Consider the following 26,647-nt stretch of genomic DNA (forward strand, 5'->3'; position numbering starts at 1 on the left):
CTTCGAAGAGTGACGACCTGTTTGAGCGATGTTTAGGATAAGATAAAAGTATTATTTAGAATAAGAAGTAAGCAAATGTTTTACTTGCTCAATAAAATAATAGTGGTGAATATTATCATTACATACTCGACTAGCCATAATAACTCCCTCAATTGATGATGCAAGAAAGGAAGCTAGCGATAAAGTGTCTATATCTGCCATGAATTCTTTTTTCTCTATCCCTTCTTTTATAAGGGATTCCAGTAGTATTACTGTATTATTATAGCCTTTTTTAGTAGCGTTTTGTAACTCTGGGAATAGACCTCTACTTTCAACTGCATTATTAAGTAAAGGGCATCCGCCAGGAATTGGTGGATTATTGGCAGCATCTTGGTATACAAGGAAAATTGCAATAATTTTATCGACTGCATGCTCTTTATTTTCCATTGCTTTATAAAAATGTTTCCACATGATTTCCGTGCTTCTTTTAAATGAAGCAAGTACAATCTCTTCTTTGTTTTTATTATAAAATCACTATGAAGGTTAAGGAGCTAACTAGTAAATAATATATATTTACTAATAAATTATAAAAAATATAAGTATAAGTAAATAGAGAAGAATGTGCAATTATTAACTATCTTTATTCAAATTGTCTACGTTCTAGACGATCAACAGCCTCACGTTTCTTTTCATTATTAATATTTGTATAGATACTAGTAACTTCTACAGAAGTGTGGCCAAGTTGATCTCGCAGCAATACAAGATCCTTGTTTTCTTTATAATGGTTTGTTGCATATGTGTGTCGTAGTTTATGAGGGCTGCGCTTCTCATCAAATGCACTTGAATACTTGTCACATAACTTCTGTATAGCTCTAACAGTTAACTGCGTATATTTCCCCTTATAATTTGTTACGAAAAGTAAGTCTTCATCTTGAGGGCAGTTATATTTAATAGGACGCACCTTAATGTATTCCTGAATATCATCTAAGCATGAGCGGGTGGCTAATATGGAAGATCTTTTATTACCTTTACGAGTCACTTTAACTTTTCCCTGACGGAAGTTTATACTAGAGATAGTAAGACTAGCTACCTCAGAAACTCGAAGTCCAGTACCTAAAATAAGGCTTATAATAGCTATGTCTCTTTCTTTATCACGCTGGAAAAAACTATATTTTTTTGGTGATATACTTGGTACTCGTTTAAAAGCCTAAATAGATATAATAAAAAAGAGAATAAGTGCAGTGAAAATATGACTAAATATAAATAATACACTTTCATTTGCAATAGAATCGGATGATCTAGAATTGTGACGAATTAATTTTTTTATTATTAAACTATTTACCATAGAAACTAAAATATGTAGAAGTAATAGCGTAACAAATTGCAGCCTATTATAATCTATTGATGTTGCAGTAATAATAGCAGGTTTTATTGGGATGAAATAAATTGTTAAATATATAAAAAAACTTAAAGTACAATATAATGAAAAATTTAACAAGTTTCTGTACAGATAACGTCCCCTCTTTACTCAAATACTCATGATAAATTCCTGCCTCGCATAGAAGTATCCTAATCCTATTTATTACCATCATAGCAAACTAGCAACATTATTTGATTGATTTTAATTTATTTTTAAAAAAATCAATCAATAGTGAATTTCTTTATGAGGCCACACATCCATTAAGAAAAGTCTATATAATTCTATTAACTATATTTAATTTGAATTACAGAATATTAAAATATTATTTTATCAAATTTAAATAACTAACATTATTTGTAAAATGTGTTAAGTTTGTTTTGTGAACAGAAAAAATTATTAAGGGGGATTTTTATTATGTAGAAAATGTTAGTTATTCCAGCAATCAATTTAGCTTTAACAGGTATGGGAGGAAGCATATCATTTGCAAGTAGTATGAATGTAAGCGCTAACAATTAGAAGTAGTATTTTTAATGAAAATAGGTAGAGAAAGGAATTTTAGTATGAAAGTATTTAAAAAGTTAGTCCCAACAGTATTATCCCTATTCATAATTTCTAGTTCTTATAGTGTTGCTCAGGCAGAAACTGATTCTTTCGAGGATAATAAAGGTAAAAATACTAATTTTAGTGTTTTAACTGAAGTTCAAAACAACCGATCTAGTAAATCTCTTCTGAGATCATCTTATGATTTAGACGATGTTATTTCCTACCCAAAAGATTACACTAATGTATCAAGATCTTTAGAGTTTGAGGATAATACGAAATGGCCCCTATTTGTTAGTAATAGTCCTGAAATGTTTAATCGTCAGGGTATTTTAGCTTATAGTACGGAAGTAAATCGGACTGGTAAGTTTCGTATTTATTGGGCACACCAAAACTATAATGATTCAGAAAATTACGTCGGTTTCTATATCAAGAATACGTCTGGGAAAAAGATAAATGTCAACTTCAAAAAACGTGCTCACGTAGAAAGTCGTGATGGTGCCAAATTAGGACAAGAAGTCCTCCAAAAATATTTAGAGTCTAGCCACAAGACTTATAAGTATGCGACATTATCAAAAAATCAATCAACGTATGTTGGGTTTCCGGTAGCAAAAAGATATTATGGCTCGGGTATGTATGATATTACGATTACTGACGAAAATGATGATTATGTAACAGGTGGAATTGAACTAAAGACTTATGCGACCTATGATGGCAAAGGAGATCCAAGTCGTGTGATTAAAGAGAATACAGTGCTGAAAGACGATGGACATCAAATAAGAGGGTTATTTCCTACTGCTATAAAGTCATTCAAATGGAGAGCATATGCAGGTGAGCAAATTAGCTTTAGCCCTAGTTATACACACGTTAAAAACAATAACTTAAATTCACCTTGGAAGATTCCTGACAATGATATCTCTAAAGGTATAGATGAAGCATCTAATAATAAAACGGTATATAACTACGGAAATTATGGTATGACTTATGAAATTGGAATAAAACCAAGAGAAGATGTCCAAATTGTATTTGCTCCTAATCTTTCTGAGGATCAACGTACAACGCGAAAAGAACATTATTTGGCTTTAGACGCTGACGATAGAGGTGTTTTAATAAATACAGTTAGAGAAGATGATGGCTGGGTTGTATTAAATGCTAAAAGTGATAAAAGTTATTATCTAACTACTTCTCTACCGGGATACCATTGGGCATCTTTACGTATAGCAGCTATTCCTAAATAAAATAAAAAAGGAATTTAGGCGATATTTAGTAATTTTGGTTCTGCTGCAAAGTTTTCTACATGAAGCTACACTCTAGAAAACAGGATTTAGGAGCATCAGACATGAGATATTTTAAAGGAAGAAATATAATATAAATAAAGGCGTTTACCTAACGTCCTTATTTCGTGTTAATTTTATATAAAGTAATAACGTTATTAGAAATGAGATTTGGGGACTAAACGAAAAAATCTGAAGTTATTGGAGCTTCTAGCACTATGACACCACTTATTCTAAGTGTGATAAAGATAATTATAAAACCTGAAGATGAATCCTTTTAAAAAGGATTCATCTTCAGGTTTTTTTCATCTTTCTAGCTTGAGTAAAAGGGGGATCATGAGTTTTTTAGTGTATCCATGGCTGAATACACTATAGATTGATTTACCCTATGTGCATTTAAACCTATTTCCATTCTATACAAATAACTTCTTTATATATTTATATACAAATCTTATTAACTGAAAGGTGCTTTGTAAATACAAATTTACGGAAATACTAATATCAAAACCTTTGAAATATAAACCCTTAATAGACATTTTTATAAGTATTTTAGTAATTGAATAATTTCATTTTTAAACTCTGGACTTGCTAATTTCAATAATTTAGGGACCTCTCTAAAATGTTTTACAAGGGCTCTATTGATTTTATTAGAGTAATTTTTTGGGTCACCTGTGAGCAGGTCTACAATGTCGTTTTTTAATGAAGTACTCACTTTTCCCCATAAAAATTCTGATTCTGCCTTGTGTTTATCAATAAATATTTTCACCTGATTAATAAAAGGATCATTTTTATGCTGAATAGCATCTTGTAACTGTGTAATTGTCATCACTTCTGCTTGAAGAGATTGGTTCATAGGAGCTGGATTAGCATTCTCGGCAGCACTTACACTTGTTGCGAAAACGCCAATACCACTACATCCAATCATACTGGCCAACGCGATTCCTGTACATTGTTTTACAAATGATTTTGGTTTTCTTGCTTTCATAATAAATCTGCCTCCTATTTTAATAATTCTCCTTACAGGTAAATGTTACCATATAAATTAATAGCTTGCGCATCTCGAATGTTACAATACAGTTAAATATGACAATTTTATAATAAATTATTATAACTTATTATAACTTCAATTGGAAACGTTGGTTTTTGTAAAAAGACACGAGAGTGGGTACTTTATAAATAGAAATAAAAATATGAATATACTAAGCATCAGTTCGAAAAACGACTAACCATTAACATTTAGGATGATGTTCTGTCTGAAAAAGTTATTAATAAAATAAAAGTAACACTTTCTTGTCTAAAAATTATCTATTTTCAGGTCTTTGTACAACAATAACGTTATTGTAAAAAAGGGAGGAAATACCTCAAACTATCAATTTTACATTAAATCCGTGTTTAACGTAACCAACAATTGTAGGAATCTAAAATTTCCATTCATATCTATCAAGAGAGAGTCTTTATATACCAATTATAGAAGGATTCAAATTATGTATTTTTTACATAATAAAATCAAATTTAAAACGAATAATAAATAGCGTTTAAATCTTTAAGCATGTAAAGGAATAAAAGTTCAACAACACAAAATTGCTGAACTTTTATTCCTTATTCTTTCCTATTCTGCCTAAACTATCTTTAATAGTTGTTTCCCCAAGTTGAGTGTATAATAACGCTGTATCTTGACTCGTATGCCCAAGTTGCTGCATCACTTGTAACGAGTCTTTTTCTTCCATATATAATTTATTTGCCAATGTATGTCTTAATTTATGAGGAGACATTCTTTTACCGTAGGCTTTAGTATATTTTTCTACGATATCTTGGATAGCCCTAACCGAAAGAGGCTGTGCAGTATGTTTATACTTCGATAAAAACACATTTTTTAATTCTTTCCCTGGAGCATATTTGTTATCTCGAATTTCCATATATTTTTCAAGATCATTTAATGCTATTGGGGTAATCCATACAGAATCTTCTTTGTTTCCTTTTCGGATTACATCAATGAGTCTTTCTTTTAAGTTTATATCTTCCATACGAAGATCCGCCAATTCACTTACACGAATGCCACTGCCAAGAAAAAGAGAGAGGATTGCTACGTCGCGATCTTTATCTCTTAGGAAATAGAACAACTGATGTTTTGTTAAAGATTTTTCGTGCTCATACTTAACGTAATTTAAAAACTCTTGATCATCATTATTATGAAATATTTTAGATCTCATACGTTTTGCACGGGCATTTAATGTTTCTTTATCTTTATGTATTTCGATTTTAGCCATTACATTTCTATAAAAATAACATTCTCCATCTTCGTTCTCTGACAGGGAGGTAAGGTATTTAAATAAAGATTTTAAGGCTGAAATTTTCCTGTTAACAGAAGAATTCTGCATGTTCTGTTGTAGTTTTAGAAATCTCATAAAGTTTTCAACATCTTTTTTCTTTAAATTCTCCAAATCAGCGAAGGATATGTCTTTAATGGGTTTTAATTCAATAACTTGTTCAGATAATAGCCAGTTAAAGAAGACTCTAAAATCATATACATAATTGAGTAGGGTGGAGGGAGAGGCATCATGCAATTCTTTGTACTCCACAAATTCTTCTATGTAAAAGGGCATTTCATTTAGATTTTCGTATAATTTTTTACGATGTACGGATTTTTGACGTTGCTTGCTGTAGTCCATAAAAATCACCTCATATATAATATAACAGAAAACAGAAGCGAACACAAGTTCGCATTAAATTCAATTTTTACACAAACTTATTTACATAATTAAATTATGAAATACTAAAATATGTTCAAAACTGAATGGTACAGTGTAGTTAGTCAAATGAAAATTATAGCTAACTATGTGATAAATTTGTATAAGACCATAAAATTCAGTGTAAAAACTACATATAAATGCATGTAAAATAAAACAATTTTTATATATAAATTCATACAAAAAATTAATATATAAAAACAGTTTAAAATTCGTTATTTAACATGAATTGGTTAATTTAATCATGATTATAAGGAGTTAAATAGATCAACATAAGAAAAACTTTTATAAATTTAAATGTAATTTACTATAAAATTTTGCAATGAGTAACTTAGTAGTTGATAATTTCTATATAAAATATCAATTATATAGACACATACCAATATTCGGAGATTCATGATAACAAGTTCTAAATCCCTAAATACTGTATTAGATTTTTATTTATACATCTTATTGTTCGTAAAATTGGTATTTCGTGCGAAGTTGTTAGTGATTATTTTTCCACGCTTTTATAAAGGCATCATATACCCTACCTTTCATCAGTAGAAATATCTTTTAGTTTCTGGTACGTTCAGCTATACATATTAACATTATAAATGATTGCTTATGGAACATATCCAATATATAACATTTTAATGCGAGACAGTTTACTTTAACTCCTTAAGACTAAATAGATAGTGTATTTTACAAAATTTAATTGTTGTGATGTCGAAATAGAGCATTTCCTTTAATTCTTTTTATTATAGCCGGTTTAGCTAAGCATTCTGCTAAATATTATTTAAATACAAATTTCAAAATATAACTACTAAATTTCTCTTTCCGTCTCAATGATATAAGTATTCTTTTCGTTTTGAGATTTATTCACTTGTTTTTTATAAAACTCTATTAGATATGTTATGTAAACTGATTAAAAGTAATTTATTATAAATCCCTTTATATAGCCGTTTTTCAAGTCACATTCCTCCCCTACTTTACCACTCGGTGTAACCACATTCTGTGTGCTTTCTGCTTCATGTAAGTGCAAATCCGTACATCAGCATTCGCACTCATCATGATAATACGATGAAGATTTAATTCCTCAAATCCAAATGTAATCAGCAACCTTGCTACTCCCGTTGCAAGTCCCTTTCCCCAATAATCTGGATTTATGTTATACCCTATTTCTCCCTCCCTATTAGTAAAATCTCGAATCGTAATCGCACCTGCCCCTACCACTCTTTCGTACTCCAATTCAACCAATGCAAAAGAAAATCGACTTTTCGGGAACCTACTTGCATCTTGAAGAACTTGGTTTACAAATTCTTTTGTTTCCGTTTCCGAATTAGGGCCCCATGCTTGGTATCGGCACACAATGGACTGTGATGTGTATATATGTATATCCTTCCAATCATTTTCTTCGATTTCTCATAGTTTGAATCTATTATGTATTATGTTATGAACCATTCAATTCCCTCCATTCACTTATGCCCTTTATCACACTAAATTTCATCATAGTATTCCATTAACTTATCTTAATTACAACATGAAAAAAATCGTAAATCCACTGATACTATTTATCTAGTAAAAGAGAATCAGTACATATAACCTTTGTACGTTTCTTCAAACACCTTACTCGAAATTGATCCTACATATTCGAATGTTCCATACCAGAAAATAAGTTCTTGTAGAGATTTGTCAAACACTGTACACTGAATACGTGCCGTCTTTGCCCTTCTCTTTTTAGAGGAGGTGACAATAGAACGTGGAGAATACTAGAACCGCCCGTAAACGTTCAGAGAGAGAAAAGAAACGTAAGCGTCTTTTTTCTTTTGGCACAATCGTTACAGCATTCAGTTTCCTTAGAAATATACATTACTTTTTCACCAAAAGTGAAATAGGTAAGGATATAACTGAATATGTAAGACATCTTCTTAAATAAAAAAAGTGCCGCTATAAGTAGCGACACTAAGACCAGTTTGTAGTTATGATTGGGTTCCAAGGTGAAGTACTGACCATACTTTCATTGCACACGACCAATGCAGTATCATTTTGAAGTGCAAAGACGTTGAAACCCAGATTACTACTCTATATAGTATTGCGACATGCAGTGCTTTTATTCCTGTCTGCGTACGAAAAAAAGCCTTGGTGACCAAACCAAGACTTTTCAAAAAGCTTACGACCTATCAATAGAACGAGAATCAGAACCACCCGACTTCTTGTTCGTTATAATCTAGCTTACACCCTTATTGTACTATACGTTTTTTATATTTTCAACAGTCTGCATTCCTTTCACGCAATATTCATACTTCTAATACTGAAAGTTACTTTACACGATCTCTATCCATTGAAGATTCACGTCACACTTTACATACTTCATAGAAAAGATACGATAACATTACTATTTTTATGGTCTGCAGCTTGGTATACAATAAGAATATCCATATACTAGGAGTGATCAGGATGACTAGTACTTTACTACTATTAGCTCTTACTTTGTGTGGAATAAGTGGACTATTCTTGTAACATACTTACACATTACTTTCGTTACGATTGAATAAAACTTATTATTCCGTCAATAATAGGGATAGGCATTAGCCAAAACTCATTTAAAGTCCTTAGTCTTTCTCCTTTCCCCTTGGAGATTCCTTGATCTGGAGCAGTTAGCTTTACTAACAGCTCCTTTTTTGTATCTGTAAAAGCATAATATCATAGTATTACACAGACAACATAATTACATCACTATAGTCGCTCTAGCCTGTTCGAGTACACCACAATATAAAAAACGTTTCCTATTTTTAATAGGAAACGTTACTTTTTCAGTTGTAACCCTTTTGATGTAGCATAATCCTCCACACTCCATATGCCACGTTTTTCTTTTTGTGTCTTATTTTGCGTCTTCTCTAAATAATCTACATACTTCGTATTGGGCTGATAAATATAGGAAACTCGCGCTAATCCCCTTTCCACAAGCATTCGATTTAAGAGTTGTCCATTGACCCATACGTAGGCCACTAATCTTTTAAACTTATCACGTTCTCCTACATCCATTTCTAACTCTACTTCTTTTCCCACTGTCGCATACTTAGCGGTAAATGCTGCTCCTTCTAATCCAAACGGTTGGAGTCCTAGTCTTGGATGATGTACTTCAGATGTATCAATACATAAATCTCACATCTTCTACCATACCGTTTGCTAACTTCACGCGAAACGTATCACCATTGATATGTTTCAGTATCTTAGCTTTGATGATTCTATTATCGTTTTGTTTCTTACTCTCCCCAGATACTGGCTTTATCGCCTGCTCTACCAATTCTGGATGCTTCATTTTATCCATATACTCTTCTTTTTTTACAGGTACGGACGCTACCTCATAACTATCCTGTTCAGTTTTATTTTGTTTTGTCTCGCTTCCTTTCTGCTGGTCTTTCTCCGCTACATTTCTTGTAACGGAGCTACTACCCCCTGTTACCAATCCTAAAATCCTGCACAATGTAGAAATGAACCATAAAAATTTCTTCATCGTATGCCTCCCTCTCTTCTTGTTTTTCTTCCCTTACATCATAACGAGATTGGAATCAGTGTTTGAAAAACTATTAATTTCTATGATTGAACAAAGATTTATGTATAAATCCATTGCTTAACTCCTCTATTCTTTCAAACGGACTTTTTATGATATATATGCAGGATTCCCCCATACATGTAACGAAACCCCAATAGGGAAAACATTCCACTAATTACCATTCTCATTTCATACCATTATACATTTGGAGGTTAAACAGGATGAAAAAAAAGAAGTTACAAAAATCAGCACTTTCTTTTACCTTACTCTTTTCTTTAGGTGTTTCTTCTTTTCCGTTTACAACAACGATTCATGCGAATACACAAGAGGCACAAACTGCAGAAAAGAAACCAATCTCTTTAACAGAGCGTACGACTTTATTTTTTAAATATCTCCAGCAAGGTAAATATGCAGAGGCACTTCAGTTAACATCTGCTGCTTTTCAATCCAAGTTTACGGCAAACATATTACAAAGCTGGTGGACACAAAGTGGCGGGAGTATGATTACAAGCATGGGGACACCTGTTATTAAAGAACGAAACTTAGTCCATCAAACGGTTGAAATTCCAGGAGCTATCGAAGGAACTACTATTTCACTACTCCTTAAACTCACGCCTGGCGGCAAAATTGATGAAGTTGGCGTAAGGACGACGCCACAGAAATCTTATACCATCCCACATCCTAGTTATGACCAACCTGATTCCTACCAAGAACGTGAAATCGTAATTGGAAATACTACATACCCGTTACCAGCCACATTAACGGTTCCAAAACATAAACCTGGCGAAAAAGTACCTGCTGTTGTTCTTGTTCACGGTTCTGGTCCACAAGATCGTGACAGTACATTTATGGGAGCTAAAATCTTTAGAGACCTTGCAGCTGGTCTTTCATCAAGCGGTATCGCAGTGCTACGTTACGAGAAACGTTCCTTAGAACACGGTTTTAAAATAAGTGCAGAACCTGCTACATTAGATCACGATACTACAGATGATGCCATATATGCAGCAAAATCAGCAGCGCAGCAGGAAGGCATTGACCCAGATAATATCTTCATTCTCGGGCATAGCCAAGGAGCTGGCACCATGCCGCGTATACTAAGCAAAGCACCTTCATCACTTGTAAGAGGAAGTATTTTAATGGCACCCCCTGCACGTCCTTTTACTGACATGCTCCTTGATCAGTATCAGTACCTCGGGGCACCTAAGGAATTTATTGATGAACTAAAAAAACAATTCGCTTATATTAAGGATCCTACTTTTGATCCAGATCACCCACCAGCTGGTTATAATTATCCTTCTCCACATTTCATGTATGATGTGACTCGTTGGCGTCCAGTTGAGGAAGCGAAATCACGAAAAGAGCCATTACTGATTCTGCAAGGCGCACGTGATTATCAAGTAACTGTAAAAGAAGAGTTTACGAGATGGCAAGAAGGACTTTCAAGCCGCAATAATGTTCAGTTCAAAGAATACCCGAAATTGAATCACCTCTTCACGGAGGGCGACGGGGAATTCAGTCACCCTAGTGAATACGAAGTCCCTTCCAATGTTCCTGCGTATGTCATCCAGGACATCGTTACATGGGTCCATGAGACAAAGAAATAAGAAAACAACAAAAGCCATCATGCAATCATCATTTCGTGATGGCTTTTGTGATATTAAAACATGTCATATCAGAAATTAATCGCTTCTATGAATTGATATTTTTACAGCGTTTATTTGCTTCATATCTTGCTATTCCTGGTCCGTCAGTGCAAGAATACAAAATTTATTTCGATATGTAAGAATGCATATTATTTTTCTTGGATGTTATGATATACTCTCTTTGTGAGCTGATACAGTATTTCTTTAGATTGGAAAACTAAAACCTCATTAACCCAAGTTGGGGGCGCCATTTGGCGTCTTTTTTTAGTTTTGCTCCATAGGCATTTAGCTTAGATATTGAAGTAACCCCAAAACAAAAAATAAGCTGCCCATTTGGAAAACTTATGTATATCATTTTCGAATGCGGGAGTTCCATCTTTCAAAACTAACCTATTATTATCACTAAGAATGATAAACCAGCAAATAATAAACCGATAGCAAATTTATTTGCTGTACTTGGTTGGCGTGAATTCAGCTTTACCCAAAGCCAAGCAAATACTGGTGCTAGTAAAATAATATAAATAGGGTTTAAAGATTGGAACCATGAAAATAGAATTGTTTTTACTAACTGTACAAGCCTACCTGTGGCAATAGTCTCAGGTATTTTTTCGTTCATTGTATTTATTTGTTTTGTTATCTTTCCTTAACAACAAATAAGACGCCGCCAAAATTAAGGCAGCGCCTACTATATTTCCTATACATTTAATCAAAATCATTTATCCTCACATTATTTATTTCTTTGCTTCCATACCCCATTATCTTTACGATAAGTATTCTTGCCATCCATGAAGTCAGCCGTATTACCCGGAATGCTATATTTCTTATTCTTTTTCTTAGCCTTCTTCTTCAGCCTTTTCTCTTCTTGAATAGCTTGCAAATCCGCCTTCCATTGTTTCAACAAATCCTTTTCATTTCGCATCGAATTTGTACCCCTTGGATTAAAATGTGAACCAAATAATTAGATTCTACCTATTTATGTATATATCCTCTAATCCAATGTACCAAGTTATGTTTTTCTTTTTAAATAGACCAACAACATATTAAAATATTCTATATATCCAAGGAGTTTTGCCATGCCTAACTTTCATAAAGAATTACCCCTATAATGAAAAAAGGCTATTGATGTACGTATTCATACACGAATAGCCTTTTACCATTTGGAATTATATATTCTTTTATTACATTTTTTTGATACGAATGCTATTTCTTTTCTCCAATAGATAAATATTTCAAGTCATTAATATCATCTAGTATAGTTATACTAGGGATCTTTTCCTCTCCAATACGGCCATAGGAAAGATTAAACCCGTTTTTATTTGCCTCTATAAATTTATCGGTGAAGCAATTTTTGTGAAAGCAAATTCTGAACTCCCTTTGATTTTCATACAAACCCTTCCTTTTTAACAAGTATCCTAGTCTTGGATCTTTATCGTATTCTTCCTCTTCAAAGATCGGCTTTTCATCAATCCCTTGATAATGAACGTAATTTGCCCAAGAATTGCCGTTTGTACCTTGTTCACGTTCTAATCCATCTAAGAGATTTTGCACTCCATAAAAAACTGCTATTTTCCTATCCGAGAATTCATTTCGGAAGACATTGATAATACTTTCTGGTATTTTATTATTTTCAAACTCTTCAATTGTAATATAGAAGAAACTACTTATATAGACCTCTTTCATCTCAGTATATATTTTTGCGAGGTATTGCTTGTCAAAAGCATCTTTTTGTCCCTTTTTTATATTTAGAAAATTATTCTTTTCTTTGTAAGGACGAACGTAATATCCTTCTAGTGCATCTCCAAATAAATCATCTTTACTTTCTCGACCCATTTTTCTAAAAACTTCTGCATTTGTAAAGTACAGCGTCTCATTCTTGGCATCCTCGATACATTTTTCTTCATTTCTTATTCCTTTTAGCAACAGTATTTTTTTATTAAAGTCTCCTTTTAATCTTTCATTTTCCATTCTTATTTCCCCTTAAAGTGTTTTAGCAAATGTAGATTCATTACTTTAATCTAATTATTTCAACTATATGATAGCTTGTCTGAATCAAAACAATAAGTATCTGATATATTAGTTCTTTATAATACAAAGTGCCTTTACATGAGACAGCGCATCCTTTATATTATAAAAATCCAAGCAACTAACAAGCTAGAAAAGATCCTTCCATATCATTTATAATTTATTGATTTTCTTTATACCTAGCTAAAACATTAAATCCGTTTAATATACGAATTCTATATAATAAGGGGAAAAGCACCCGTTATGGATACTTTTTCTCATTATTTTTAATTTCTTTTTTATTATCTATGATTGTTTCAACAATCCAGGCTAAAGAAACATCGATACCAAAAAGAATACTTACACCTGCAACGCCGTAATAACCTAACTGTTTAGCCATTAGATTTACAGTAAGGACTAATCCCAGCAAAATGATTACAAGTATTCTTTTCCTTCCTCTCTCTAACAAACTGACTTCTCCTTCCCTAGAATATCGATCATCTATATAAAATGCGAAATTAGATATATTGATTAAACCCATTATTAAATCTATTCATCTTCATTACCGCATAATAACAACCACTCTTCAACATCTCATATATAGAATTAATTATCTTTATAACACAAACAGCCATCACAAAAGTCTTTAACATTACACTAGAAGATGGTTCAGTAACTGTAAGCAGAAGAAGACAGTCTTATAGAAAGAAAATTATAAAAATAAAAAAGTAAGCAAATTAATTGTTCTTTTTTATGTCATTTCATCATAATTCAAACATATTAATACTCCTTCACTGTCCATTAAAAAGACTAGATAACATCTATTCTTAGTTAGATTTTCAATAACAACCTTTATTTTCCTAAAATTCAATTAAATCTTTATAAATTTCTAACTAGTATTAATTGATAGGAATCCCACAACAGAAAATGGAATTTATTCTCAAAAGTTATTAATTATTCTATCTGTCAAACTATTAGTTTACCTCTTCTTCATATTTTAATTGTCTTTTGACCACGATCAAACAAATAAAATACACAAATAGGTAAGGAGCATTAGTATGATTATACAAGAAAAATTATCTTTTTCAGATCTAGATTCATTAGATTCAACTACAGATTCCATAATGGATGCGTTTAAAGATCTTTATGGAATACTTCCTGATGAAATCGCAGTAAATAATGAGACGTTTCCAATTCATAATAAGCCTGCTATTACTGAACGTTATGATCACGCTTGTTATAAAATGCTGGGACCGTTTATATTTCGAGATCTTGAAAAACCCTCAATAAATGAAATAACCCTAAACGAACAATTTGTATATAATCCTAATAATGAAGAAAAAGAGATTGTAGTCACAATAAAAGAACAATGGGCCAATATACAATCTTGGACTTCGAAATCTATTACAGGTTTAACTTTAAAATCAGATCTTATTATCGTAGGTAAATTTCAATCGGGTAATGAATTTAATATTTCAACTTTTGTAGGAGAAAGCAATTCAAAAGCAATTCATACCTCTCCTTCAATTGAACAGTCTATTAAAGTACCTCCAAATAGTAAAATGAAAATAGAAATGATTGGAACATTAATTACTGAGGTTCTCCATTTCCAATCAATTATAACGGTACAAGGCATGTTTGGTGCATGTTTTCCACGTATGGTTCGTGGACATTATGTTGGGTTTAAAAGTGCTGGCCACATCCTAAATAAAACATTTGGAATAATTGAAGGATCCATTAACAATACAGTACTTCAGGATATTGAAATACAAATTAAAGGGATAGAACCTTATTCCAATAAACAAAAAGTGATCAAGTAGTAAAGTTAAAAAAACAAAAAAATATACTGTTTTTTCATTCTATATCATATATAGATCATTAGAATAAGGAAAGGGAAAAATCTATGGCTAATAATACTTCAAAATCATTGAATGGAGGAAAATCAATTGTCAAACAAAAATGAGTTAAGTTTTTTCATTATTAGATTAGTATTAGGGTTAACTTTTTTTGCTCATGGACTCGGAAAATTTCAAGATGGCATTCATAATACGGAAAATTTCTTCAACAGCCTAGGAATATTCGATTGGCTTGCATATCCAGTAGCAATTCTTGAACTAGTGGGTGGTATTTTAGTTATTCTGGGGCTTGGTACACGAATTATTTCAACCTTATTTTCTTTACTTATAGCCGGAGCCATTATTACTGTGAAATTTGATCAAGGATTTATAGGAGGGTATGAATTTGATTTATTATTATTGGCTGTTTCTTTATTTTTTGTAATAAATAACAGCCAATCTATTTCATTAGATCAATTCCTATCGAATCGTAATAATAAACAACAACAAACTCTATAAACATAAAGTTTCTCCTCAACACATAAATTTTTATTTTGCCAAGAAGCTTATTTATATGAATTACTCAATTTAGATCCGAAAAAAATAAAAAGAATCCCTTATATTTTGAAAAAGTTTTTTCAAAATATAAGGGATTTCTAATTTACTTTCAAATTATTGTATAAAAAGGACTTCAACTTTTGGTTACATAAATACCTTCTTATCTTTTTTAAAACGCTCTGTATGCATTTTCTCAGTTGTTAATACCACTTTCTGTGGAATCTTATATAATGGTAGTTTATCTTTACAGAACTCTCTTAGTCGCTTTCTAAATTCACTTACACTTTCATTTGTATTTAATTTAACCACAGCCTTAACCATTTGGCCTGTGATTGTATTTTTTTCACCAACAACAGCAACCTCTTCTACTCCATCCATTAGCTGTATTACATTTTCAACTTCAGCTGGAAATACTTTTTCTCCGCCAATATTTATAATCTCTGATTTTCTTCCTAAAATTTTAATATAATCTCCATCTACTTCCACCATATCTCCTGTCATAAGCCAGCCATCCTTGGTAAATGGACTTGGAGCATTAATATAACCAATCATTGTAGACATTGATTTGATCTGCAACATGCCATCCACAATTCTTGACTCAATATTCTCATCACTTAGTTTGATCCACAAAGAGTCATTCGATTTAGATTTCGAATATAAAACCCCATATTCTGATAACCCATACATTTGTGTAATTTTAACATGAGGGAATATTTCGTTTATTTTACTTAGTGTAGCCTCAGGCATAACTTCTGATCCATAAGAAATAGTCTGTAAACTATTTAAATTATACTTTTTATAAACCTCGCTCAGTATAAGTAAATTTATAAAAGTTGGTGATGCAGGTAAAGCTTGTACCTGATGTTTCTCAATCATGTTACATACTCGATTAGGGGTACGATCATCAATTATTACCAAACATCCTAAACTGGAAATAATTTGGAAGAGAGTATTAACCCCTCCAATATGATCAAATAACATAAATGGTATAACACGTTTTGCACTCCTTGCGACACTGTACTTCTTTTGAAGTAATGTAAAATCATGGACAATTGCTTTACTACGTCCAGTTGTACCAGATGAAAACAATACTAATCCTGGATGTTTTAATTTTTTCAGCTGTATTAATAATTCATTTTGAATGTAATCCCTTTGTATATTGATTATTTCAAAGCTTCCGCTTTCAACTTTAATTACATTTTCTAATTCAACTATTTCATAGTATTCTTTCTTCTTACTGTCAACCAATGAATTTAAGATTGGTACTACAGTACATCCTAATTCAATAAGTGCTAAAAACATAGCTATAGAGTATGGAGAATAATCCGCTTCCAAAGAAACTATTGTATAATCTATCTTCTTATGTTCATTTAACTCCCTTGTATAAATCTTTATTTGATTTAGAAACCACTCATATGTGTAAGTTTTATCCTCCCAAACAATAGCTTCGCATTCTTTATTCATTTCAAATCTTTCAAATAAAAAATCAATATGCATACCTAACCTCCTTTAATATTTTGTTATGTTAGTGATTTTAATTGTTCCTGGCATTCTAAAATATACGCAACTAATGCTTCTATTGTTTTAAATGGGCTATTATGTTGTGACATTGTGTCTAAATTCACCAAATCAACTGATAAACCCAATTCATCTTCTAAGCCTTGTTCAATACTTACCAGTAGAGATACCAACCCTAACGAATCTAAATACCCCTCCCAATCATAAAGATGTGCTTTCAAGCCTTTTTCAAGATCAATTTTATTTTCAAGATTTTCATTCACTTCTTCAACACAGCACAATACGATTTGAATAATCTTTTCTTTATTTGTATCTTCCAAGTAAATACACTCCTTTTTATAAATCATCTTTTTACTATGAAGATTTCCTTCCGGCAATTGTAGTAGTATATAACATGAACAATAAATACACTTATTCTTCTACTGATAAAGTTTGTAAGTATACGTAGTAGCCTTACTCTACTTTCTCTGAATTATCTTTTCCCTATTAAGACTGAAGACTATAATTATGTTGCAGAAGAAATAAAATATTCTCATGTAAGACACACTCTCTATTAATAATATCCATCATTATCAAATTAAAAGATTCGAGATCACTTAAGTTACTATCTTTTTTTAATAATTTAATATGTGCAATTTTATACAGTCTTTCCCATGATTGTTTTATATCCATTAACTCACTAGTAACATGAATAAATTTATCTTCAAATAACTCATTCATGTCTATAAGTAAGTCATATAAAAAATATCTACTCCATCTCATATCAAATAAACATTTCAAATACAAAGGAAACATATTTCTTTGTTTATGAAAATCTTCATTTATATTTTCTTTAAGTTCAAGGGCTGCAATCTTACCAAAATAATATATCTTATTGTTTTTTTGCATAACTAAACCTCGAACATACTCACTTGATATTTTTTTTAGTGTTCTTAAAAAAATATCTCTAAGATTTTCCATGCTTATTTTTTCTTGTATAATTACATCAATTGATGAGTAAGATGAAATCCTTTCTATACCTTTTGCTTGAGCCAATTCAGGTATAGCTTTTCCTCCTTTCCAAAAAGAATGGAACTCCTCCATTGATATCTCACCCATAAATTTATTAGGAACTGGATCTTGAACAAATACTCTATCTTCTGTAAGTTTGTTAATTGCGAGGTAATGGTCTGTAACATATTTATCCGTATGGACATCTATATGACTTTTTATAAATTTGGGGTTCAAATAATCATTACTATATGGTAGAAAAAAGGTGCTTCCTAAGGCAATAAATACTTCTTGACGATTTAAACATTCTTTTATATATTGAAGCCCCTTTTCGAAATTAGAATATACATGTTTCTCCATACGAAATGTTTGATTATATTCTAACAACTGTGTATATCTTGCTACAGAAGGTATCGATGTGATAGTATCCATACGATATGATGGTATACTATATAACTCTTCATTCGCTATTAAACTCATGTAACTAACGCTACCCATACTTTTTAATTTATCGTGAAGAATTGGTATATAGCATGAATAATAATAAGGGACATCGAAAGTTGGAATTAATTCTTTCATTTTCACTACAGCACTCACCCCATATTTATTTTTTTACAGCCCTATCCAGTTCTCAACAGTATAATTCAACTGTAAGTCCTTAGTAGCTTTAAATTTTCTATTTGGAATAGGTTGTCCTAATTTATCCACTTCAAAGAGCCTAAAGCCTCTTGAAAACTTAAACCTGCATGCAAGGTCCCTTGGCACTTTAAAATTCCCTGCAAAACGATTTTTTTCTATTCTATCTAGTATCATGCCTACACTCATATAAATTCGTTCACCAACTGGTGTATTTTCAGGTACTTCGACTGTTACAGAAACATCTACAAATTCTGATAATGTTTCTATTACCTTATATTTTTTAGGTATTCCTTTTACACCTTGAGTCACAAAGATAACTTCGGCTTCTCCTATTTTCTTAGGTATAATTGTTCCATCCCCCAAAACCTCTAGCACGTCTGGGTTATCAACTACAAATACACCATCTAAAACACTCATTTCAAAACCACTATCGTACGTAACAATTGGATTAATTTTCACTTTCATTCCAGTTAATCCAACTACATCTCGACCATCTAATGTAACATTAACTATATTGCCAACATCTCCAAAGAAATATATTAATGGTAGATGCATACGTTCTCCCCAGTCTTTCTCAAAATGTGCACCATTTGGATCCTGATAAAAAATTAAATCATCTCTATATTTGTAACCATTTTCCAATAAAGTTTCTGCAATATCTCTCACATGTTTTACCAAGAAAAAACCTTCCGCACTACCTATATCCATCCATATTTTCAAGTCTTTTTTTCCTTCATACATTTCATATAATTTTAATTCCGAATGATCATCTTCAACTTTCACAAAGAATGGAGATAACATCCCAATTTTCCCAAACACTTCAGGATTGCGGAAACCAATATTATAAGTTGATAAACCACCTGCTGATGACCCTATTAGAGCTGTATTTTCAGCATTAGTCAATGTTCTAAAATTTTCATCAATGTAAGGTTTCACCTCATTGATTATAAATTTTTCATATAATAACCCTGAGCATTCTATATGTTTATCTGGTGAAATGAAATGACAAAACTCATTATTTTCTATGATTCTTTTATGTGCTATACCTACTATTATTATCTCCTGAATTTTACCTTCATAAATTAGCATATCAGTCGTCTTATGGACATTCCATGATTCATCATTTTTTATTACTGGCTCAAACAAACGCTGCCCAGCATGCATATATAATACAGGATATTTTTGGTACGAATTGCTTTCATAACCTGGCGGTAAATATATAAATAGTTTCCTACTATTCTCAAGTATTTCAGAATGAAAATTTTCAATCGTAATCACTTTAGAAGCTCGTTCCATGGTAACCTCCAATTTTCTATTTTTCACTTTCATTAATACAGTTCTTTTCTAGTTTTTTCTTTAAAATCGTACCCTTTATTAACTTTTAAGAGAATTTTTCAGTATAAGCTTTTGTTTTAGCTACCAGGATGAAATCCCCCGATTTTAAATACAATTGTAAAAAAAGTAGACCCATATAGTTAAGACTCCACCAAGATAGTTTTTTCTGCAGTTTGCCACTTTACAACCACTTCTCCAGTTCCAAAACTCGGGGTTTGATACTTATGATTCTCTCCGCCTTCAATCAATAGTGTGTTATTGATCTTTCTAATAAATTTAAATTCAAGCAAGGTATCAGCCGGAACACTTATATCAAAATAACCCGTAGGAAATTGATACATTATTTGATTAAAAAATGGCCCTACTGCCTTGCCAGGATTCATATTTCCTAATGAATATGTGTTCCCCATTATAAAAACTTCACTCTCTGGTATTTCACATCCATTTTCAATAACAAATCGAATACAAACTTGCTTTGTATTGAAGACCTCTACATGTTTATAGATATTACTCCTAGTTCCTGTATCTGTTACAACAGTAATTTCATATTTACCATCGTTCACTGCTGGAACTTTTACTTTTATACTAGTGTGTGACCATGAAATAACTTCCGCCTCTTTTTTCTCAAATAATACTGATCCTTTTTTAGAAGTAAAACCACATCCTTCAATACAAATTATTTGACCAACTGTTGTCATTTTATGTCCCACAGTTCCTATTAAAGGTATACTATTTACTCCTTTATGGTGCCAAACATGTACTGACCCAGGTCCAAGCCATAATGACTCTATATTATTATTTTCAACTCTAATTGCTTCACCATCTAAAAGGCCATCTAATATGTCCTTATACTTTCTAGAAGGAAGAATTGTTTTAACATCTTTTATTTCATATCCTTCTGTTAAATTTCGATTCAACGCTATTAATACCACATCACTTCCAAAGTACCTTTCATATACATAAATATCATCAGTTATATATCTTTCTTTGGTATTTCCATATGGAAGTGCATAATTTAAACTACGAAGCGAAGATAAAGATTGTATTATCTTAAAGTTATCTGTATTCACATCAAAAGATTCCATTTGACCACGATTGTTCGGATCTCCATTTCCAACCATATACTGCTCTGTACCATAGTATACAGAAGGTATTCCCCTTGAAGTTAACAAGAATGCTAATGATTGTTCTATTCTACGTTTACTTTGTCCATTAATGTGAAAACGGTCCATATCATGATTATCAATAAAAGTAACAAGATTATTTACATCATTATAAATTTGATAAGTTTCTTCAATCATTTTGTGTAACCCACGCATGGAATCCATTCCATCTCGAAAAACTTCACGTACTTTATGAGCAAAACTAAAATCTAATAAACTCATACCACTATTATTTGCAAAATGAATATTTCTATGGTCATACTCATTCGGATTGATATACCATTCACCAAAAATAAATACTGGTCTATAATTATAAATTGAATTTAGCCAACTTTTTTGCCAGCCATATGACATGTGTTTTACTGCGTCAACTCGTATACCATCTATCCCTTGGTCTAGCCATAGTTTAATAGCTTCTTTAAAATACAAATCAATAGCTATATTTTGGTGATTTAGATCTGCAAGATCGAATAAATTACGATAAACTCCGTCTTCATATTCTTCAAAATCCGTCCCACCATTATGATGAAAATAATGATTGTAATCATTATCGTATCCACCAAGTAACAATCCATTATCATATAATCTACCATTTTCAGCATAGGTCGCATCATTATGTAATGCAGGCGAAGTGTGATTAGGTGCAAAATCCATAATGATTTTTATATCTTTTGCATGAGCGGTTGTTATTAAGGTTTGAAAGTCTTCAAATGTCCCAAAAAAAGGATTTGTTCTTTTAAAATCACGAGCCCAATATCCATGATATGAAGTACTTCCTACCAAATCATTTATTGGAGTAAAGATATTTTCTACCGGTTGAGATATCCATAATGACGTCACACCTAGTTCAGTAAAATAATTTGTATTTAATTTTTCAATAATCCCTATCCAATCTCCACCAAAGTATTTCTTTTTATTTTTCCTAGATTCATCATATAATCCCCCTTTGGGATTATATGATGGGCATCCATTATGGAATCTGTCCGTTACAATTTGATAGATTATATCTTTAGAAAAATTAACGTTGTTCCCATTCACCTTAAGTTTATCTTTTTCTTTCAAATGACATCCTCCATCCCATAGAAGCATTTACCAGCTATTTTCAAACGTTTAGCACTCTACCCTTAAGTACCATTTGAAAAATAGTTACAATATATTTCGCCTCCTAACTAGTAACTCATGTTTCGATTCCATTTTTCATACAAAATAATGTCTACAAGTAGGTTCTATATTTGTCCTATAAACTGTACCATTTGATTTATGTCGAAGTAAGGGAAAAAATGTCATTATATAGGGAGGATAAATATAGAAAATTCTTACATAGAATTATGCTTACAAAATATAGCCCCAATAAAATACATAGACAAAACATTTTTTATTTGGTAATATTCACCTGAAAATATTTGGTAAAACTTTATGCGGAGAGGAGTATTAAAAAATAAATACTAGATTATTAATAAAATACTATTTATACTACTAATACCAATCTTATATTCCAAAATAAACTATAAAATATAAATATAGCTTCCGATCTTACAAATATTAAAAATCTAGGGAAAAGCTGTAAAGAAATTTCAAAATAATCTGGAGAAATATTTTATTTGTAAAAATCTTATATAAAAATTAAAACAATATTGTACAGTTAAAATGTTCCTTCTTAAATGCTAATTAAAATTTTCTCTATAAATTTAAGATTTACTTCTACAAATTTGATAATGCCATTGGTAGATATTTTTTAGTAATTTAATTTCATAACAATTTAAATCCACTTACTTTCTAAGATTTCTATGGGCAATTTATATTGCGTTTTATTTTTCAAACATTTATGTACTTACATCCATTTCATACCTACCTTTTTTACCTCAAAATAACAATATTTTATATTAATATAGCTCTTTTACAATTAGATTCCATTTCATTAATCATCTAATTAACTTGATTACTACAGTTCACCACTATTAGTTTGCAAACAAATTTTTATAAATTAGATACTTAAATTTGTGAGGTGACAATACTATGCAACAACAGGTCGAATTAGATTCCGCTCTTGCTGTTTCTTCGAAAAAGACATTATGGAAAAATCGTACATTTACTTTTGTATTTACAGGTTATACCTTATCAATGTTCGGAAATTCATTTCACAGTATTGCTTTAAACCTTTGGGTACTACAAGCAACAGGAAGTGCCAAATTAATGTCTACAATTGCCATAACTCATATGGTCATGAGCATGTTGTTTTCTTCCATTGCAGGTACTGTTGCAGATAGGGTAGATCGCAGAAAACTGATGTGGATAACAGATATAATAAGAAGTCTTTTAATACTAAGCATCGCATTTTGTATTGCAATACCCGGTACCCCCTTTATTCTTATTATTATCTTAACCGCTCTTACTTCTTGTGCAGGATTATTTCAGTCTCCTGCATTCCATGCTTCCTTAGTTGATATTGTAGGAAAAGACAAAGTTCAACAAGCTACTGGAGTATTAAATGTAGCAGATAATGTATCTCGTATTTCGGGGCTAGCAATAGGAGGAGTTGTAGTTGCAGCATTTGGTGGTAGCATCGCTATCTCAGTTGACGCAGTTACTTTTATGTTATCCGCTATTTTAGTGTTATTAAGTGGAAAGTTTCCTAATTCTACAAAGAAAACAGGGATAAAAAATTCATTTCAGGAGGATCTTGTTGCAGGCTTCAAGTATATATGGCAGAACCCTTTTGCTAAATCTGTTATTATACTCTCACCTACTTTAATCACATTTTTCACTGCTTCATTAATGCTTATTCAAGTAATGTCTGTAAAAGTGTGGAAGGCAAATCCGATTGAATTTGGGATAATTGAATCTAGCATTCCAATAGGTTATATGTTAGGCGCAGGCATTATTATCTTTTTTGATAATAAGTTACATCGACGGGGTTGGTGGATAATCCTTAGTATGGTTTTACTAGCTCCAATCTTTGTAGGGCTATCTTTTGCTCCATCTGTTCTTTATGCAGTACCATTAATTCTCCTCTTAGGAATACTTTTTTCATTTTGTACATTGCTTGTCAATGTGATTATTAAAGTTGAGGTAGATCCTGAGTTACAGGGAAGGACTTTTGGAACACTTGGTTCTCTTACGAGTATTGCATCACCAGTTGCTTTAGCAATTTCCTCATTTTTCGCTGACATTTATGGTCCACCATTAATCTTATTAATAAATGGGGTCTTATTATTTATTTCAGGACTAATTGTACTGTTCTTTCTTAAATCAATTAGATTATATAAATGATTCTTTTTCGTTATAAAAATATTTAAGTATCCAAACTTGAAAAATGTCGAAATTGTTAAGGATATCAACTCTTTCGGCATTTTTCCTATATCACTTAAGGAGAGATTTTTATGCCAAAGAAAATACTTATACTCGGAACCTTTCTGATAGCTGTTAGCCTTTTAGGTTGCACAGATATAGAACACAAAGATACTCTCAACAAAATAGAAGCCCCCGAAAAAGAACCAGTGGATGTAAAAGAAAAAGTTGCACTTAAACATATGACAGCAGAAGAATATTTAAAAAACTATAATAACATTAAGAGTACTGTGTCTAAACAAGGTATTGAAATTCTTCCATTTAATCTTGAACTAGAAAAGAAATCCAATACATATAGGTTTTATTACCCTAAAGAAGTAGATAAATCAGATCAAGATATGAAATGGATAAGTGTCATGTTAGGAGAAAACGGAAAAGTAATTGATGGAATTATGTATACTGGCTACGCAGATATACCTACGATTAAGGCAATGATTCAAGCTACTAACATTACATGGACTAACGAATTAGATCAGTTAATTGATTCAATAGGAAATGAAGATTTTTCAAAAACATTGGAAATTGAAAAAGTGAAACTATCTGTTAAAGGTAATTCGAAAAATATTAAAGTTATGATAGATTCAATGAAATTAGATCCACCTCAATCCCTCTAAAACAAATATAGTCCCAAATTCCTATTTAATTTCTTTAATTTTACACTATATAGAAATTTATTTAGCTTTTAATAATTAAGTCTAGCTATAAGACTATACAAAAAATCGTCAGCGCTTTTAAAAAGCAACTGACGATTTTTTTATTCTCTTACATTTTTATTTAAATTGGCATCAATAATTTGACTCTGTCTATTTATTTAATTCTAACTTCCAAAACATTATTCTATAATTTCAAAAAGGTTATTGCCATTATTACCACCCGGTAATATAAATTTCACATGTTGATCTGCTGGAATAGTTATATAATGATATTGATCAGGTTTAGTTAATTTGGTTGTACTTTTCCAAGTTCCTGAAGTCCAGTACGTTACTTGTGAAAAAAATGCTAGTGGCGGGAATTTCTCTGGATCGGTTGACTTATCATTTTCTGATATAATTTCAGGCTTAATTCTAATTTTCTTTCCTGCCGCATTTTTAAATTGAAAATCATAAACAATTCCATAGTTTCCTTCAAGCGTCGGGTTAGAATTTTCTAGATACCATATAGGTGCTTCGTATTCATTAATACCAACACGAGGTTGAGGATAGGCTTTACTTGTCTTTGAACCTACATAAAAGGTACTTGTTGTTACATTATCAATAACAGCATACCTTTCATCGTAATTATAATTAGCAGTTGAAGTAGTTTTATTATAATTTTTAACCTGTGTTGTTTTTATAGGATCAAAAATTTCTGATGGGCTAGAGAACTGTCCATCTGGTTTTTTCTTTGAAACAAATTGACGTAGGGTTAATTTTGCGTTCGGAATAAACTTAATTTTCCCATTAACTGCAAAAGTATCTTCTACATCTTTTTCTAATATAAATACATGCCCATCTGCTGGAATAGTAATAACTTGATCATTGTTACTATTTCCATATTGAACTATAGTACTAGATGTAATGCCCATTATATCCCATGAACCATCAGAACTAACCGGATATGCTGCATTTACAGCACTATTTTTAATTCTTATAGTTTGCGGTTGACGATCTTCATTGTGTATAGCATATCCAAATTTCAATTGACCTCCAGTATAATTTCGATTAAAAAATTCAGCACTATACTCTTGATTAGCTTCTAATATTCTTTCATTTGTGTAGTAAGCATACTTACCAGCTTCAAAGTTTGATCCCATATTTGGATTATCGTATACATTTTCTGGTGCATTTGTATATATGTACTTTGCCCCTCCTTGTTTATACTTTATTTGTGTAATCATAGAAGCCTCTACTCCTCCTGAAGCAGTTACTCCTAAAAACAAAAGTGACGATAATAAAACTGAAGAAAAAACTTTTCTGTTCAAAAATACAGCTCCCTTCCATTTATTACAACTAAATCTAGCATACGCTCTACATACAATAAATGTAAATGGAATGTGTAGCTGTTGTTATTGAGAAATACTGATCCAACAAAACACACTCTTAATGATTATATATAGTAACAACGAATTCTTATAAAGTGA

General features: G+C 31.5%; 21 protein-coding genes and 3 pseudogenes. 6 read left to right on the plus strand and 18 right to left on the minus strand.

Features of this window, described 5'->3' with window-relative positions; all coding sequences use genetic code 11:
- Positions 1 to 51: 51 nt before the first annotated feature.
- The 3 genes and pseudogenes from DN407_RS28505 to DN407_RS32805 form a co-directional block, all read right to left on the minus strand.
- A pseudogene (locus DN407_RS28505) lies at positions 52 to 501 on the minus strand (TetR family transcriptional regulator C-terminal domain-containing protein); the annotation flags it as partial.
- 118 nt (positions 502 to 619) lie between these two features.
- A pseudogene (locus DN407_RS28510) lies at positions 620 to 1,165 on the minus strand (tyrosine-type recombinase/integrase); the annotation flags it as partial.
- Between the two features lie 21 nt (positions 1,166 to 1,186).
- Complete coding sequence (locus DN407_RS32805; protein ID WP_149217103.1) at positions 1,187 to 1,489, minus strand: hypothetical protein; 303 nt, start codon at positions 1,487 to 1,489, stop codon at positions 1,187 to 1,189.
- A gap of 470 nt (positions 1,490 to 1,959) precedes the next feature.
- On the opposite strand from DN407_RS32805, the gene DN407_RS28520 reads away from it, so the two are divergent.
- Positions 1,960 to 3,177: a hypothetical protein gene (locus DN407_RS28520; protein ID WP_149216942.1), complete on the plus strand. Its 1,218-nt coding sequence runs from the start codon at positions 1,960 to 1,962 to the stop codon at positions 3,175 to 3,177.
- A gap of 574 nt (positions 3,178 to 3,751) precedes the next feature.
- Here the strand turns inward: DN407_RS28520 and DN407_RS28525 are convergent.
- The 5 genes from DN407_RS28525 to DN407_RS32385 form a co-directional block, all read right to left on the minus strand.
- The gene (locus DN407_RS28525; RefSeq protein ID WP_149216943.1) at positions 3,752 to 4,198 is read right to left on the minus strand and encodes a hypothetical protein; all 447 of its coding nucleotides are present in this window, start codon (positions 4,196 to 4,198) and stop codon (positions 3,752 to 3,754) included.
- Between the two features lie 607 nt (positions 4,199 to 4,805).
- Positions 4,806 to 5,882, minus strand: a complete 1,077-nt coding sequence (xerS, locus tag DN407_RS28530) for a tyrosine recombinase XerS (RefSeq protein ID WP_000386619.1) — start codon at positions 5,880 to 5,882, stop codon at positions 4,806 to 4,808.
- Positions 5,883 to 6,926: 1,044 nt separating this feature from the next.
- On the minus strand, positions 6,927 to 7,310 hold the full coding sequence (locus DN407_RS28535; protein ID WP_255446525.1) for a GNAT family N-acetyltransferase: 384 nt from the start codon (positions 7,308 to 7,310) through the stop codon (positions 6,927 to 6,929).
- Between the two features lie 1,437 nt (positions 7,311 to 8,747).
- Complete coding sequence (locus DN407_RS28540) at positions 8,748 to 9,098, minus strand: thermonuclease family protein (protein WP_242292178.1); 351 nt, start codon at positions 9,096 to 9,098, stop codon at positions 8,748 to 8,750.
- A complete protein-coding gene (locus tag DN407_RS32385; protein WP_255446526.1) occupies positions 9,094 to 9,459 on the minus strand; it encodes a hypothetical protein in 366 nt (121 codons plus the stop codon). The genes DN407_RS28540 and DN407_RS32385 overlap by 5 nt, the downstream gene beginning before the upstream one ends.
- Before the next feature lie 260 nt (positions 9,460 to 9,719).
- Between DN407_RS32385 and DN407_RS28545 the strand changes: the two genes are divergently transcribed.
- On the plus strand, positions 9,720 to 11,102 hold the full coding sequence (locus DN407_RS28545) for an alpha/beta hydrolase family protein (protein WP_149216944.1): 1,383 nt from the start codon (positions 9,720 to 9,722) through the stop codon (positions 11,100 to 11,102).
- A gap of 430 nt (positions 11,103 to 11,532) precedes the next feature.
- Here the strand turns inward: DN407_RS28545 and DN407_RS28550 are convergent.
- The 4 genes and pseudogenes from DN407_RS28550 to DN407_RS28565 all read right to left on the minus strand — a co-directional run.
- A pseudogene (locus DN407_RS28550) lies at positions 11,533 to 11,688 on the minus strand (POT-type proton-dependent oligopeptide transporter); the annotation flags it as partial.
- A gap of 180 nt (positions 11,689 to 11,868) precedes the next feature.
- Positions 11,869 to 12,060, minus strand: coding sequence for a hypothetical protein (locus DN407_RS28555; RefSeq protein ID WP_086389156.1), 192 nt, complete (start codon positions 12,058 to 12,060; stop codon positions 11,869 to 11,871).
- A 281-nt stretch (positions 12,061 to 12,341) separates the two neighbouring features.
- Complete coding sequence (locus tag DN407_RS28560) at positions 12,342 to 13,106, minus strand: hypothetical protein (RefSeq protein WP_149216945.1); 765 nt, start codon at positions 13,104 to 13,106, stop codon at positions 12,342 to 12,344.
- A gap of 298 nt (positions 13,107 to 13,404) precedes the next feature.
- Positions 13,405 to 13,611 carry a hypothetical protein gene (locus DN407_RS28565; protein ID WP_242292143.1) on the minus strand — a complete coding sequence of 69 codons (207 nt, stop codon included), beginning with the start codon at positions 13,609 to 13,611 and terminating at the stop codon, positions 13,405 to 13,407.
- A gap of 589 nt (positions 13,612 to 14,200) precedes the next feature.
- Between DN407_RS28565 and DN407_RS28570 the strand changes: the two genes are divergently transcribed.
- Both DN407_RS28570 and DN407_RS28575 read left to right on the plus strand, forming a co-directional pair.
- Positions 14,201 to 14,962: a hydralysin-2 gene (locus tag DN407_RS28570; protein ID WP_086389158.1), complete on the plus strand. Its 762-nt coding sequence runs from the start codon at positions 14,201 to 14,203 to the stop codon at positions 14,960 to 14,962.
- A gap of 126 nt (positions 14,963 to 15,088) precedes the next feature.
- On the plus strand, positions 15,089 to 15,496 hold the full coding sequence (locus DN407_RS28575) for a DoxX family protein (protein WP_176328023.1): 408 nt from the start codon (positions 15,089 to 15,091) through the stop codon (positions 15,494 to 15,496).
- 183 nt (positions 15,497 to 15,679) lie between these two features.
- Here DN407_RS28575 and DN407_RS28580 read toward each other — a convergent pair whose 3' ends face one another.
- The 5 genes from DN407_RS28580 to DN407_RS28600 form a co-directional block, all read right to left on the minus strand.
- Entirely contained in the window at positions 15,680 to 17,032 is a 1,353-nt protein-coding gene (locus DN407_RS28580) for an ANL family adenylate-forming protein (protein ID WP_149216946.1), read from the minus strand.
- A 23-nt stretch (positions 17,033 to 17,055) separates the two neighbouring features.
- Positions 17,056 to 17,373: a hypothetical protein gene (locus DN407_RS28585; RefSeq protein ID WP_000390267.1), complete on the minus strand. Its 318-nt coding sequence runs from the start codon at positions 17,371 to 17,373 to the stop codon at positions 17,056 to 17,058.
- 166 nt (positions 17,374 to 17,539) lie between these two features.
- Positions 17,540 to 18,628 (minus strand): cysteine peptidase family C39 domain-containing protein, encoded by a 1,089-nt coding sequence (locus DN407_RS28590; RefSeq protein WP_149216947.1) that lies wholly within the window; start codon positions 18,626 to 18,628, stop codon positions 17,540 to 17,542.
- 27 nt (positions 18,629 to 18,655) lie between these two features.
- A complete protein-coding gene (locus DN407_RS28595) occupies positions 18,656 to 19,978 on the minus strand; it encodes an alpha/beta hydrolase (RefSeq protein WP_149216948.1) in 1,323 nt (440 codons plus the stop codon).
- A gap of 179 nt (positions 19,979 to 20,157) precedes the next feature.
- Complete coding sequence (locus tag DN407_RS28600; protein ID WP_149216949.1) at positions 20,158 to 22,242, minus strand: alpha-amylase family glycosyl hydrolase; 2,085 nt, start codon at positions 22,240 to 22,242, stop codon at positions 20,158 to 20,160.
- A gap of 954 nt (positions 22,243 to 23,196) precedes the next feature.
- Here DN407_RS28600 and DN407_RS28605 point away from each other — a divergent pair.
- Both DN407_RS28605 and DN407_RS28610 read left to right on the plus strand, forming a co-directional pair.
- Complete coding sequence (locus DN407_RS28605; protein ID WP_149216950.1) at positions 23,197 to 24,450, plus strand: MFS transporter; 1,254 nt, start codon at positions 23,197 to 23,199, stop codon at positions 24,448 to 24,450.
- A gap of 110 nt (positions 24,451 to 24,560) precedes the next feature.
- Positions 24,561 to 25,142, plus strand: coding sequence for a hypothetical protein (locus DN407_RS28610; RefSeq protein ID WP_149216951.1), 582 nt, complete (start codon positions 24,561 to 24,563; stop codon positions 25,140 to 25,142).
- Between the two features lie 218 nt (positions 25,143 to 25,360).
- Here DN407_RS28610 and DN407_RS28615 read toward each other — a convergent pair whose 3' ends face one another.
- On the minus strand, positions 25,361 to 26,488 hold the full coding sequence (locus tag DN407_RS28615; RefSeq protein ID WP_149216952.1) for a copper amine oxidase: 1,128 nt from the start codon (positions 26,486 to 26,488) through the stop codon (positions 25,361 to 25,363).
- Positions 26,489 to 26,647: the final 159 nt, after the last annotated feature.

The sequence above is a fragment of the Bacillus sp. JAS24-2 genome, from assembly GCF_008274905.1.
Taxonomy (GTDB): domain Bacteria; phylum Bacillota; class Bacilli; order Bacillales; family Bacillaceae_G; genus Bacillus_A; species Bacillus_A cereus.

Excerpts from the sequence above, each read along its gene's own strand:
- DN407_RS28610 (WP_149216951.1), top strand. The coding sequence starts at position 24,561 with ATGCCAAAGAAAATACTTATACTCGGAACCTTTCTGATAGCTGTTAGC.
- DN407_RS28605 (WP_149216950.1), top strand. The coding sequence starts at position 23,197 with ATGCAACAACAGGTCGAATTAGATTCCGCTCTTGCTGTTTCTTCGAAA.
- DN407_RS28525 (WP_149216943.1), bottom strand. The coding sequence starts at position 4,198 with ATGAAAGCAAGAAAACCAAAATCATTTGTAAAACAATGTACAGGAATC.
- DN407_RS28520 (WP_149216942.1), top strand. The coding sequence starts at position 1,960 with ATGAAAGTATTTAAAAAGTTAGTCCCAACAGTATTATCCCTATTCATA.
- DN407_RS28595 (WP_149216948.1), bottom strand. The coding sequence starts at position 19,978 with ATGGAACGAGCTTCTAAAGTGATTACGATTGAAAATTTTCATTCTGAA.
- DN407_RS28570 (WP_086389158.1), top strand. The coding sequence starts at position 14,201 with ATGATTATACAAGAAAAATTATCTTTTTCAGATCTAGATTCATTAGAT.
- DN407_RS28555 (WP_086389156.1), bottom strand. The coding sequence starts at position 12,060 with ATGCGAAATGAAAAGGATTTGTTGAAACAATGGAAGGCGGATTTGCAA.
- xerS (WP_000386619.1), bottom strand. The coding sequence starts at position 5,882 with ATGGACTACAGCAAGCAACGTCAAAAATCCGTACATCGTAAAAAATTA.
- DN407_RS28560 (WP_149216945.1), bottom strand. The coding sequence starts at position 13,106 with ATGGAAAATGAAAGATTAAAAGGAGACTTTAATAAAAAAATACTGTTG.
- DN407_RS32385 (WP_255446526.1), bottom strand. The coding sequence starts at position 9,459 with ATGAAGAAATTTTTATGGTTCATTTCTACATTGTGCAGGATTTTAGGA.
- DN407_RS28580 (WP_149216946.1), bottom strand. The coding sequence starts at position 17,032 with ATGCATATTGATTTTTTATTTGAAAGATTTGAAATGAATAAAGAATGC.
- DN407_RS28545 (WP_149216944.1), top strand. The coding sequence starts at position 9,720 with ATGAAAAAAAAGAAGTTACAAAAATCAGCACTTTCTTTTACCTTACTC.